The organism is Nostoc sp., assembly GCF_036917375.1.
Lineage (GTDB): Bacteria > Cyanobacteriota > Cyanobacteriia > Cyanobacteriales > Nostocaceae > Nostoc.
In genome coordinates, this window is sequence record NZ_JBALDN010000115.1 from 142,781 (window position 1) to 156,025 (window position 13,245).

Annotated in this window: 9 protein-coding genes; 8 read left to right on the plus strand and 1 reads right to left on the minus strand. The window is 36.9% G+C overall.

The genetic code is table 11. The annotated features are described in order from the left end of the window. The first annotated feature begins 76 nt into the window (after positions 1-76). The 8 genes from V7K45_RS31800 to rfbD all read left to right on the plus strand — a co-directional run bounded on the left by V7K45_RS31800 (position 77) and on the right by rfbD (position 12,285). Entirely contained in the window at positions 77-4,732 is a 4,656-nt protein-coding gene (locus V7K45_RS31800; RefSeq protein ID WP_335009801.1) for a glycosyltransferase, read from the plus strand. Positions 4,733-4,827: 95 nt separating this feature from the next. Next, on the plus strand, positions 4,828-5,736 hold the full coding sequence (locus V7K45_RS31805; RefSeq protein WP_335009803.1) for a methyltransferase domain-containing protein: 909 nt from the start codon (positions 4,828-4,830) through the stop codon (positions 5,734-5,736). A gap of 56 nt (positions 5,737-5,792) precedes the next feature. Next, on the plus strand, positions 5,793-6,755 hold the full coding sequence (locus V7K45_RS31810) for a GDP-mannose 4,6-dehydratase (RefSeq protein WP_335009805.1): 963 nt from the start codon (positions 5,793-5,795) through the stop codon (positions 6,753-6,755). Positions 6,756-7,136: 381 nt separating this feature from the next. Continuing rightward, positions 7,137-8,435 carry a glycosyltransferase family 4 protein gene (locus V7K45_RS31815; RefSeq protein WP_335009807.1) on the plus strand — a complete coding sequence of 433 codons (1,299 nt, stop codon included), beginning with the start codon at positions 7,137-7,139 and terminating at the stop codon, positions 8,433-8,435. 48 nt (positions 8,436-8,483) lie between these two features. Beyond that, on the plus strand, positions 8,484-9,524 hold the full coding sequence (locus V7K45_RS31820; protein ID WP_335009809.1) for a glycosyltransferase family 4 protein: 1,041 nt from the start codon (positions 8,484-8,486) through the stop codon (positions 9,522-9,524). A gap of 99 nt (positions 9,525-9,623) precedes the next feature. Continuing rightward, positions 9,624-10,700, plus strand: a complete 1,077-nt coding sequence (locus tag V7K45_RS31825) for a glucose-1-phosphate thymidylyltransferase (protein WP_335009811.1) — start codon at positions 9,624-9,626, stop codon at positions 10,698-10,700. Between the two features lie 118 nt (positions 10,701-10,818). Beyond that, positions 10,819-11,364: a dTDP-4-dehydrorhamnose 3,5-epimerase gene (rfbC, locus tag V7K45_RS31830; protein WP_322680378.1), complete on the plus strand. Its 546-nt coding sequence runs from the start codon at positions 10,819-10,821 to the stop codon at positions 11,362-11,364. Positions 11,365-11,400: 36 nt separating this feature from the next. Then, positions 11,401-12,285: a dTDP-4-dehydrorhamnose reductase gene (gene rfbD / locus V7K45_RS31835; protein ID WP_335009815.1), complete on the plus strand. Its 885-nt coding sequence runs from the start codon at positions 11,401-11,403 to the stop codon at positions 12,283-12,285. 52 nt (positions 12,286-12,337) lie between these two features. Here rfbD and V7K45_RS31840 read toward each other — a convergent pair whose 3' ends face one another. Continuing rightward, positions 12,338-13,078, minus strand: a complete 741-nt coding sequence (locus V7K45_RS31840) for a 2-phosphosulfolactate phosphatase family protein (protein WP_335009817.1) — start codon at positions 13,076-13,078, stop codon at positions 12,338-12,340. Positions 13,079-13,245: the final 167 nt, after the last annotated feature.

A 13,245-nucleotide genomic window follows, 5' to 3' on the forward strand; every position in this document is an offset into this window, starting at 1 on the left:
ATACCATAAAAAACATATTTGCTCAATTTTCAAAAACTATCTATATATAAAAAGCCTATTTGTTTGAGGTGAATACATGAGTTTGAGATATGTACAGGTTTTAGACGCATTGGATTTTGGTGATGCGGTATCAAATCAAGTAATCCGAATTCATCAGATGCTTGTAGAAAAGGGTGAAAAAGCACAAATTTTTTCTAAATATGCAGATCATAGAGTAGAAAAATATCGGCAAAATATTGCTGAGTTTTGTATGGATGAAGATACTGTTATCATACATCATTTCTGTGGCTACTCGGAAATTGCAGATGCAATCAGTTCTTTGCGTGGATACAAAATTTTTGTATACCACAACATAACACCTCATACTTTTTTTGAGAAAACAGCAGTATTATACAAATTTTGTCAAAAAGGTCAAGCTCAACTTCAGCAGATTATTAGCAAATATAATTTAGTTTTAGGAGATTCACCATTTAATTGTCAAGAAGCTAAAAATTTAGGAGCTAGCCAAGTTAAAGAACTTCCAATTATAGTTACTGATTTTACTCAAACATTGATATCTGAGGATTTAGTCAAAAGTTTGCAAGCCAATTTTGAGCATGTTTGGCTTTTCGTTGGACGTATAGCTCCGAATAAAAGGCAAGACCTTATTATAGACATTTTTAATCATTATATTAAATTATATCCAGATGAAAAACATCACTTGTATTTAGTAGGTAGGTATTATGAAGATGATTATTTTTACAAAAAGCTTTGCTTCAAAATCAATCTTTTAGCACTTAATACCCAAGTTACGCTTGTAGGTAAAGTTGAGGACGAAAACCTTCCCGCTTACTATAAAACAGCAGATTTATTTCTATGCATGAGTGAACATGAAGGATTCTGTGTACCTATAGTAGAGGCATTTCTTAATCGAATACCAGTAATTGCTTATGCTGGAACAGCAATAGCAGATACTATGGGTGGAGGACCTGGCGCTCTTGAAAATCTGGATATTGAAAGTGCTGTTAAGCGCATTCATTCAGTGTTTACAAACAAGACTCTTAAAGATGAACTGATTTCTCATGGTATTAAACAAGCTCATCGCTTCAGTTCTGATGCTGTACGTAAGCGTTTGTATGCAATTATAGACAACATTACAGAAAACGATCAAAGAAAAGAGCCATTACGGGTTTCTGTAATTATCTGCACTTGCGATCGCAGTGACTATCTCAAAAGATGTTTAAACTATCTCAAAGATCAAAATTATACGAATTTTGAGGTAATAGTAGTTAATGGTCCATCAACTGACGATACGATGGAAGTTCTTTCAGCTAGGAAGGATATAAAAGTAGTCCAAAATCCTCTGCGTAATCTTTCAGTATCACGGAATTTAGGCATACAACAAGCTTCTGGAGATATTGTAGCTTTTATTGATGATGATGCTTTGCCTTATGACAACTGGCTTTTTGAAATTGTCAAACGTTATGAGGAATTGCCCTCAAATGTTGTAGGCGTAGGCGGTAGGACATTTTTTGCAAATAAATTTATATTTCAGTTTGAAGCAGGAATTTCAGATTTGTTTGGTGCAGCATATCACGTTTCTATTAATGATGAACGAATCAATCAACCTGATTTTTATAGATACTTGATGGGAACTAATTCAACATTCCGTCGAGATGCTTTGCTTGCAGTCAATGGTTTTGATGAACAATATGATTATTACCTTGATGAAACTGATTTGGCAGTTAGATTACAAAAAGCAGGTGGTGTATTAACAAATGCCAATCAAGCTTATGTGAGGCATGAATTTGCACAAAGTCATAACAGATTAGGGAAATATAATTTTAACTGGAGAGTAATAACTAAAAATACTGCCTATTTTGGAATTAAAAATGCCGCGCAATCGGCATCTTTATATAAAAGGATATTGGTAACTAGTAAAAATATATTGAAAGAACGTTGCTTGAGTTTTATTGAGGCCTGGCGTCAAGATGATTTGGAATTCAAACTAGCTATTTACTATTCTTATTGTGCAGTTATAGGTACTTTACGTGGTTATTATGACTCTTGTTTTCCACGAAGACTCGGGCAAAATTTAGATGATGTAAATAATCCTTTCGTTTCTTATATGGGAAGCCAGGCTACAAAAGGGTATCTTTCTAAAGAAGTCAAGCTACATATTTTAATTATTTCTCAAGAATTTCCTCCAAACTCATTCGGAGGAATTGGAGCATATAATCAAACCCTTGCCCGAGAACTAATACAAATGGGGCATGAAGTAACTGTCATTAGTCGTGGTTCAAGAGATTGTACGGATGTGATTGGACCTCTGACTCATATTCAAGTTGCTTCTCTCGAAAATTATGATGGCATCCCACAATGTCCTATTCTTTCAAAAAATCTTGCTTGGGCAAGAAAAGTGGCACAGATAGTACAACAAATTCATCATGAGCGTCCAATCAGCGTTATTGAGTCTGCTCTTTGGGATTTTGAAGGAATTGGTATATTAATGCTTCGTCCTGAATTTAAAGTACCACTCATAGTCCGCTTAGTAACTCCACTTCTTGTCTCTATAAAAATGAATGGATGGCAGATGAGTGAGGATTTGAAGCAGTGTGTACAAATGGAACAGGAATTAATTCGCTATGCAGATAGTATTATTGCTATTAGCCACAGTATTAAAGATAGTGTTGTATCAAATTATAATTTAATTCCTGACGATCGCTGGCTTGTCCAGCCTTTAGGGGTACAACCTTGGCCTACTTATACAAATGTCACTAATTATGGTGAACTTCCCAAAGATTTAAAACGGGGAGCTATACAAATTCTTTTTGTTGGTCGCTTAGAATCAAGAAAAGGTATTGATGTATTTCTTAATGCCTTAAAACTTATAATGCCTAAAGAGCCAAAAATATTTGTTTGGATTGCTGGTGCAGATATTGGAGGCTGGGAAGAAAAAGCGCGTCAGATACTAGGCGATCAGGCATACGATCGCGTCCAATTCTTGGGTATGGTCTCCGAGGAAAGGCGGGAGTTACTTTACGCTAACTGTGATTTTCTCGTGTTTCCCTCTCGCTATGAATCTTTTGGACTAGTGCCATTGGAAGTAATGGTTCACGGTAAACCTGTCATAGGTGCAAAAGCAGGAGCGATTCCAGAAGTAGTAGTGGAAGGCGAATGTGGTCTCCTTTTTGAACCTGATAATTATCAAGAGTTGGCACAAAAAATTCTGATTCTCGTCAAGGATGATAATCTAAGATATCAATTGGGCAAAGGTGCAAAGCAAAGAGTAGAAGTTCTTTCAGGTAGAAACATGGCAAAAGCTAGTGTAAAAATTTACTCCTCTCTAGTTAATGCCGATACTCAAATGCAGATAATCGATAGCCAAATTATTCAAAGATTTCAAAATAATCTCTTGTCGCTAGAACCAGAAAAAGACAATATGCAATACGATTCAATCAATAATACTGAAATTACAAATCAACATTTTCAGCATTCTGTAAAACAATCTAATGAATTTATTACTCGTTCAGACTGGAGTGTAACAAAACCTAACATTATTAGTTGGGGTTGGCTTAACTATATTATTAATCGTTTTGTAGTACCTAAAGCTGTAACTTTTATTAATTCTGTTCTTTATGAATCTATGCAACGACAGACTTCTGTTAATAATGCTCTAATCTCTAGTAACAAAGTTTTAGAAGATGATTTAAATTCAATCAAGAAAAATATTGCTGATGACAAAAAAACTATCGAACAGTTACTAAGTGTAATTAAAGAAAGTATTAAGGAAAATATTACTAACGGAAATAAGAATGTTGAACATCAGCTAGGCGTGTTTTATGAAAGGATTGCAGAGGTTAATAAAGATGTGGAACATCATTTAGTTAAACTTGATGAAAGTATTGCAGAAGTAAATAAAAGTATTACAGAAGTACATCAAGGTGTACAACACCAGTTAGCTTCGCTTCATGAAAGTATTGTAAAGGAAAACAAAGGTACAGAAGATAAATTAGCTGGGCTTTATGAAACTATTACAGAAGTAAATAAAACTATAGAATCTAAATTAGCCGAACTGAAGGAAAATGTAGAGAATGAAAAACAGAGTTTAACGGATACGTTGGTCGAGTTTAAAAAACTAGTATATGAAACACAAAGTCTCACTATTATTGAGAATGAAATGACCAGAAGTGAATTTAATTATCGGTTAAAAGTTCAGCAAACTCAAAAACCAGTAATTATTGACAAAGATAAAATAGCTGCTAATTTACACAATATACGTCTTAATCTTGGCTGCGGTCACATCATTATGCAAGATTATATTAATGTAGATCAAAGAGAATTAAATGGTGTTGATGTGATTGCTGATATAAGCAATTTGCCATTTGAAAAAGGGACTGTTGCAGAAATATATAATGCTCATGTTATTGAACATTTTACAGAGTATGAAATTATTAATCATATTTTAAGTTATTGGTACGAATTACTAAAAACTGGGGGCAAAATGGTTATCGTTTGCCCTGATGCAAAATCTATGATCGTGGATTACGTAAATGGACAGTTCTCTTGGGATAACTTGAGGAAGGTTACTTATGGATCTCAAGATTATCAAGGAAATTACCATTACAATATGTACACTCCAGAAGACTTATCTCAAATACTCTCAACCTGTGGATTTAAAGATATAAAAGTTGTTGATACAAAGCGAGTCAATGGTTTGTGTTATGAAATGGAAATTCATGCTGTTAAATAATTTCAAATTACTTGAATAACCATCCATGCTAAAACAAGTAAGTTTTAAGGAGGAAAGATTGAATAAATATTTAGCAACAGTTGGCAGGCAAGAATATGAAAGCAAAAATTAAAGGTAAAATTGTCTCTAAGATATCTCAAATTTTCACCAAAGAAGATTCAAATGAAGATTTCTTAAAAAGAGCATACACAATTATCTTAAATCGAGAAGTTGATTCCGAGGGATTATCTAACTGGTCAAAAATGTTAGATAAAGGTTTGGCTAGACACGATCTTGTCAGAGAACTTATTGCTTCAACGGAATTTTCTCAAAAAGTAATGAGTAGGTACTCTCCAGAATTCTGGAATTCTATTCACAAAGTAAGGTCGGAAATGGTTCAAACACTTCTTCCACAAGCTAAAACTATTTTAGATTTAGGAGGTGCTAATCCTGGCGATCCTATAGGTGCTTTACTAAGTTTTGGTTATCCATATCTGCCAGAAAAACTATTTATTGTAGACTTACCTCCGAATGAACGGATAATTCCAATATCTGAGTCTACAACGAAGCTTATGCATAAAAGCTGCGAAATTGAGTATGTTTATACAAATATGGCTGATTTAAGTCAGTTTAAAGAGGGTTATTTCGACTTAATTTGGTCAGGAGAGTCTATCGAGCATGTTTCTAGAGAAGATGCTGAACAAGTATTTTTACAGGTTTATAAGTTACTTAAACCAAATGGAGTATTTGCACTAGACACTCCAAACAGACGAGTTACCCAACTACAATGTCCCTATGGTTATATTCATCCAGAACATAAACTTGAGTATTATTATGATGAGTTGATAGAAATATTAAATGATTATAATTTTGAAGTTATTCAAACCAAAGGACTGATAGAACTTCCACAATCAATTAAAAAATCTACTTTTATAGTTGATGAGGTTTCTCAAAATTTAAGTCTAAATAATAATCCTAAAAACTCATATATGTTCTATATCGCCTGTATGCGAAGTAATATCTAAGCGTCTAATATTTGATGTTTTCATTTACTCTGGTCAACCGAGATTTCAATTAATTAATGACTAAAAAAGCTCTCATTACCGGATTAACTGGACAAGATGGTTCATATCTTGCCGAACTACTCATAGCAAAAGGCTACCAAGTCTTTGGTTTAGTCCGCCGTTCTAGCACCAGTAACCTAGAGCGTATCACCCACCTTTATGGCGACATTCAAATCGTATCCGGCGACCTCCTCGATCAATCATCCCTCATGGATGTAGTGAGCGAATGCCAGCCAGACGAAATATACAATCTCGCCTCTCAAAGTTATGTTCCTCTCTCTTGGACACAACCTGCTCTCACTGCTGAATATACAGCTCTCGGTGTCTCTCGCCTCTTAGAATCTATTCGTCGCTGCAAACCCGATGCCAGATTCTATCAAGCATCCAGTAGTGAAGTTTTTGGTCAACCCGACGAATCGCCTCAAACCGAACGCACTGCCTTTCGTCCCCGGAATCCTTATGGTGTTGCCAAAGCTTATGCTCATTGGATGACTGTGAACTATCGGCAGAAATACAACCTTTACAACTGTTGTGGTATTACTTATACTCACGAATCACCTCGACGTGGGACAGAATTTGTATTTCGCAAAATCACGCACGCAGTTGCCCAAATAAAATTAGGTTTGACAAATGAATTAAAATTAGGCAACCTAGATGCCCGTCGTGATTGGTGCTACGCCAAAGATGCTGTTTACGCTATGTGGCTGATGTTACAGCAGGAAAAACCCGATGACTACCTCATTGCCAGTGGTGAAACCTACTCTGTTAAGGAACTTGTTGAGTGTGCTTTTGACTGTGTTGGGCTTAATTGGCAAGATTATGTCTCGGTTGACCCCGCTTTTTATCGCGCTGATGAATCAGTGCAGTTAGTTGGTTGCATTGATAAAATTAAAAATGGAATAGGTTGGCAGCCTCAATACTCTTTTAGTCAATTGGTCGAGTTAATGGTTGATTATGACCTTAAGAAATTAAACAGTTAGCTCGTTTAGTTTCTTAATCATAAATAACCATTAACTTGAAGCTAGGAAAAAAGTAAAACAGCTTACTTAAGAATGTAACTACAGAGTTTTTTAGTTATAGGTTTTCTTAAGTAAGTTTTTTAAACAAAAAATTCATGCTTCTTCATTATTTGTTATGCTAAATACGTCTGTAAATCAGCTTAAAACCCTTACTGGGCAATAATAATGGGCTGTTAATCTTAGCGCTTAAGACAAAATTTATGAAATTGAAGCTATAACTTCCACTAAGGCTTGATTTTCAAGGCAAGTGACGGACTTTAATTAAAATTCCAGCATAATACGTACTGAAAAACCAAATTCATTAAAGATTTGCAATAAAAATAATTTTAAATAGGTTTTAGGATGAAGATATTTATAGATTGTACTCACACTGCAAAACATACATATAAAAATACTGGAATTCATCGAGTAGTTCGAGAACTAACTTCTGAGTTATTGAAAATAAGCTCGAACCGTACAGATATAGAAATCGTAGCAGTTATGTTTGATGGTAGTTTTATACAGAGGGTGACTAATCTTAATCAACAGCAAGATGATTCTATCAAGGTTAATAAATATCTTGTTATAACCAAAATAAATATAAAAGTTAAATCTATACTTTTTAGACTGAAAAATAAATTGATAAAATTGTTACATTTATCAAATTTAATTGATTGGTTTGATTTAAATTCAGAAAAGAAGAAAAAGGTTCTCCCAGAATTTGAAGGTTCTATAGTCCAACCAGGAGATATTTATGTTATAGCTGATGCTAATTGGGATTTACCTAAAACTTACTACCGATTTTTACAGCGTTTAAAAATGAATAAAGTTACTATTGTAGTTATATGCTATGACCTCATTCCAATAAAGTTTCCAGAGTTTTCTTCCAAGGGATTTACTGAAGTTTTTACAAAATTTTATAGCGATTATTCTACTTTATTCGACAAGGTATTATGTATTTCTCAGAAGAGTGCTGAAGATTATAAGAAAGCGAAATCGCAAGGAATATTAGATAATAATAATACACAAATTATTCAAACTTTTCGTTTAGGCTGTAACTATTATAAAGATAATTTATTGTTAGGTGAAATAAATAATAATTTTGATGTAAAGTTGCAGAAATTACTTAATAAGAAATATATTTTAGTAGTTGGTAGTTTAGTGCCTCATAAAAATATTAAAACCATCATTTTAGCCTTTGATTTATTGATCAACTCTAGTTATGATGATGTATTTTTAGTTTTTGCAGGTAATAAAGGTTGGGACTCAGAAACTGATAACTTGATAGAATCTAATAAAATGTATGGCAAGCTCATACAAATACTAGGTTCAGTGACCGATGCTCAATTAGATTTTCTCTATCAAAATTGTTACTGTTTAGTTCAAGCCTCCTTTTATGAAGGATTTGGATTACCTGTGGTAGAAGCGTTACAACACTGTAAACCTGTAATTGCCAGCAATGGTGGTTCTTTGCCTGAAGTAGGAGGCGATTTTTGTAGATATTTCTCTCCTACTCAACCAACAGAACTGTATGAAGCTTTAAAAGAGCTACTTGATTCAGAGATTTTCTACAATAATTTGGTAGAGCGTATCAAAAATGAGTATGTACCATTCTCATGGCAAGAATCTGCTGAAGAGTTTCTCTCTTGTTTGTATAATTAAATTCAGTTTAAATAAAAGCTTAAAAATTTGCTGGTCAATCTATCTTTTTTGTCTAAGAAACCCACAGGTATAACAACCTACGCTTTAAATATTCTTGCAAATCTGCAATCTCTCAAACTGACATTATTAACTTCACAGTCAATTTCTGGCTATGAATGCTATGAAATTTCATCAAAATTAACACCAGACTACGGCACGAAAGGTCATTTGAACCGCTTACTCTGGACACAATTTCAACTACCACAAATATATAAAAATCTCAAATCTAGTCTTTTATTCTCTCCCCTACCAGAAGCACCCCTTTATAGTAGTTGTCGTTTTGTTGTCACATCTTTTGATATGATACCGCTGCGTTTTGCCAAACGCTTCTCACCACTGACAGCCTATCACCGCTACTACACTCCCCAAGTTCTTCAGCAAGCACAACACATTATTTGCATCTCCCAGACTACAGCTAAAGATATCACTGATTTTTACCAAATTCCTGCCAGCAAAATTACTGCGATTCCTTTGGCGCACGATCGCACTCACTTCCTTCCTCTCAATCTCCCCACCAGCAACTACTTTCTCTACATTGGTCGCCAAGATCCTTACAAAAATATCCAGCGACTCATCAGTGCTTTTGCGGCGTTACCTAACTGCGAAGACTATGAATTATGGTTGGTAGGGCCAATTGATTCGCGTTACACCCCGACTTTAAAAGTACAAGTTGCAGAATTGGGTGTAACTAATCAGGTGAAGTTCCTTGACTATGTACCATATAGCGAATTGCCAAAAATCATCAATCAAGCGATCGCTCTGGTTTTTCCTAGTCTCTGGGAGGGTTTTGGTTTACCTGTTCTTGAAGCAATGGCTTGTGGTACTCCCGTCATTACCTCCAATCTCTCTTCTTTACCTGAAGTGGCTGGCGATGCGGCGATTCTGATAAATCCCTACAACACCGGAGAAATTACAGAGGCGATGCAGGCGATCGCCACTAATTCGGAACTGCGATCGCGCCTTTCTAGTCAAGGTATAACTCACTCTCAACAATTCAGTTGGGAAAAAACAGGAAAAGCAACTGTCGAAGTGTTATCCCGTTACATATAAAAAATAAACTAACGTCAGAATTTAAATGCAATGATTTGGGATTTTGTCAAGTTTTCAGATTATCTTGACTAATGACTTGTAATTAATCCTAAAATCCTGATGAAAGCACTAATTCTTTCTGGCGGTAAAGGTACACGCTTACGTCCCCTCACTTATAGCGGGGCAAAACAACTTGTACCAGTTGCTAACAAACCTGTTTTATGGTACGGCATTGAAGAAATGGTCGCGGCTGGTATTACTGATATTGGCATCATTATCAGTCCAGAAACCGGGGCAGAAGTCCAAGGGAAAACTGGAAATGGAGAATCCTTTGGAGCGAACATCACCTACATTGTACAAGATCGACCACTTGGACTTGCTCATGCCGTCCAAGTAGCTCGTCCTTTTTTAGGTGATTCTCCCTTTGTCATGTACTTAGGTGATAACCTGATTCAACTAGGTGAGTTAAGTTACTTCTTGCAACAATTTAGCCAACAACAGCCAGATGCTTTGATTCTCTTACGTTCGGTTGCCAACCCTAGCGCCTTTGGTGTGGCTCAGGTGGATGAAACAGGAAGGGTATTACAGTTAATTGAAAAACCCAAAGTTCCTCCTTCAAATCTGGCATTGGTAGGGGTTTATTTCTTTTCTCACCTGATTTATGATGCGATCGCCAATATCCAACCTTCCAGCAGAGGCGAACTGGAAATAACTGATGCCATTCAATACCTAATCAATCAGAAAAAGCAGGTTGTAGCCCACAATCTTCAAGGTTGGTGGCTAGATACTGGTAAAAAAGATGACTTATTAGAAGCTAACCGATTGATTCTCGATACCTATCTGACAGCATCAGTTGTGGGCGAAATCGATTCTCAAAGTCAGATTATTGGACGAGTGCAAATCGGTGCAAAATCTAAAGTGATTAACTGCACAATTCGGGGGCCAGTAGTCATTGGTAGCAATTGTCATTTAGAAAACTGCTTTATTGGGCCTTATAGTAGCATTGCTAACAATGTCACACTCATTGATACTGATTTAGAACACAGTGTGATTTTAGAAGGTGCTAAAATTGCCGGAATCCATCAACGCATTATTGATAGTGTGATTGGACAAAGGGCACAATTGAGTCTTGCACCCCGTCGCCCTAAAGCCTTGCGATTTATGATTGGCGATGACTGTCAAATTGAACTAACGTGATTTACTTGTTAGAAATAAGACAAGTCACTGTCAAAGTTGGAACATAGTGCCTGTAAAATATGAATGCGAAATTCATCTAACAATCACAACACTGCGTCACATCTGATAAATAATATTAATGAGCATTGTAAATACCAAGATTCCTGAAGTTCTGCAAATTGAACCCCAAGTATTTGCAGACGATCGCGGTTTCTTTTTTGAAGCTTACAACCAGCAAAAATTTGCTCAAGAGATAGGGATTGTTACGAACTTCGTCCAAGATAACCACTCTTGCTCTAAACAAAACGTTCTACGTGGATTGCACTATCAAATCCAACAACCCCAAGGAAAACTCATCCGTGCTGTTGTCGGTACTATTTTTGACGTAGCTGTAGATATTAGAAAAAGCTCTCCTACCTTTGGTAAATGGGTGGGTTCTGAACTCAGCGCTGAGAACAAACGTATACTGTGGATACCATTAGGCTTTGCTCACGGCTTCCTCGTGCTTTCAGAAATAGCTGAAGTTCTCTACAAAACTACAGATTATTACGCACCCCAAAGCGATCGCACAATTCTATGGAACGATCCAGATTTAGCGATAGATTGGCCCTTAAGTGCGCCACCAATTTTATCAGCTAAAGACCAAGCTGGTAAATCTTTGAGAACTGCTGAAGTATTTGATTAAGCTTGATGATTGCGTTACTTTCGATAACTACTTAGGATGAGTCAATCAATTTTGCTGATTGGTAGCAATGGTCAAGTGGGTAAGGAACTACAACAAATACTCTCATCTAACGGCAATGTTATTTCAGTAGCACGCCCAACAGTAGACCTTGCCCAACCTGATACCCTTCGCAACGTTATCAGATCCAAGCAGCCGCAAATTATCATTAACGCTGCTGCTTACACTGCTGTAGACAAAGCTGAAAGTGAATCCGAACTTGCTACCGCTATTAATGCTACTGCACCTCTAATTCTTGCCGAAGAAAGCCAAAAATTAGGAGCTTTTCTAATTCATATTTCGACCGATTACGTTTTTGATGGTAATGGCTGTAGTCCTTACCAGGAAACCGATGCGACTAATCCTTTGAGTGTCTATGGTAAAACCAAACTCGCTGGAGAAGAAGCTATTCGGGAAACTTGCGCCCATCACTTTATCCTTCGTACCGCTTGGGTTTATGGAACCTTTGGCAAAAGTAACTTTGTCAAAACCATGCTGCGACTAGGTGCAGAACGCCAAGAACTCCGTATTGTCGCCGATCAAATTGGTAGCCCGAGTTGGGCGCAAGATATAGCCGCAGTTATAGCGCAGACAATTCCCCAGTTAACCCCAGAAATTAGCGGCACTTATCACTACACTAATAGCGGCGTTGCTAGCTGGTATGATTTTGCCGTCGCTATTTTTGAAGAAGCCCAACAGCTAGGCTTCCCTTTGAAAGTTGAAAATATTGTCCCCATTACAACTGCCGAATATCCCACACCAGCCCGTCGCCCTGCTTATTCTGTCCTTGCTTGTGGAAAAATTTCCGCGCTTATAGGGACTTATCCCCCCCATTGGCGACAAAGACTCCGACAAATGCTTAAGAATTTGAAAATTGGGCAATAGGGAATAAAGCATTGTTCAGTAAATTTCTTCCCTATTGCCTATTGCCTATTGCCTATCCTTTTTGACTTTTTAATACTCCCGTTTCATTTTGTATTGGCAAGACATCTAAAATATCAGTTTGGGAACAATATTTTAAATCTTCGTGACAGTCAAGGCGTAACAATCGTTGACCGTGACTAGCTTGGTGAAGTAATCCCAGTAAATTATTTTGCCACTGAGAGTAAAGAGCGATCGCACCTATTACTTCATCATTCCCAGCGAGTTCTTCAGGTGACAACTTGGTTTGTTGCAAAATACTATGAGCGATCGCACCTGCACAAACTGTATCCTCTAAGGAATAACTGCCTTCCCAACCGGAACCGACAATCCACACTGTCTCTGGTTGCTTATCTAAAAGGAATTGCACCACCGCCGCCCGATTAATTAAGGCTGCTGCTAATACATTTGGAGAGTCTTGTACCCGTTGTAAAGCACGAGTGCCGTTTGTGGTACTGATAAACAAACGCCGTCCTTGCACTAATTCTGGTGTGCAGTCGAGGGGAGAGTTTCCCAACTCAAAACCAGCTACTTTCGCGCCGCCGCGTTCTCCAGCCCGCAGACGTTTTTCAGGGGGCCATTTTTCGCTAACTTCAATTAACCGATCTAAATCGCTGAATACTTGTACAGCTTCGCCTCCAGATGCCAAGACAGTCGCAATTGTGCTAGTGGCTCGCAAGACATCGACTGCGATCGCACATTCTGGCGCTTTATCCGTTGGAGTCAATTCAGGAGTGTGGTATACGAATAACTTCACGGGCTGGATACACCTGTTTTAATACTACTGCCGAAAATAACATTCTACCTAGTTGGTGTCACTAACTATAGTCACAATTGTTCCAGAAACATTTTTTACCATCAAAATACAAAATGTATCTTCATTCAATACATAGATGGGAGTGGGGAAGAAGCAAAAAGGCAGGG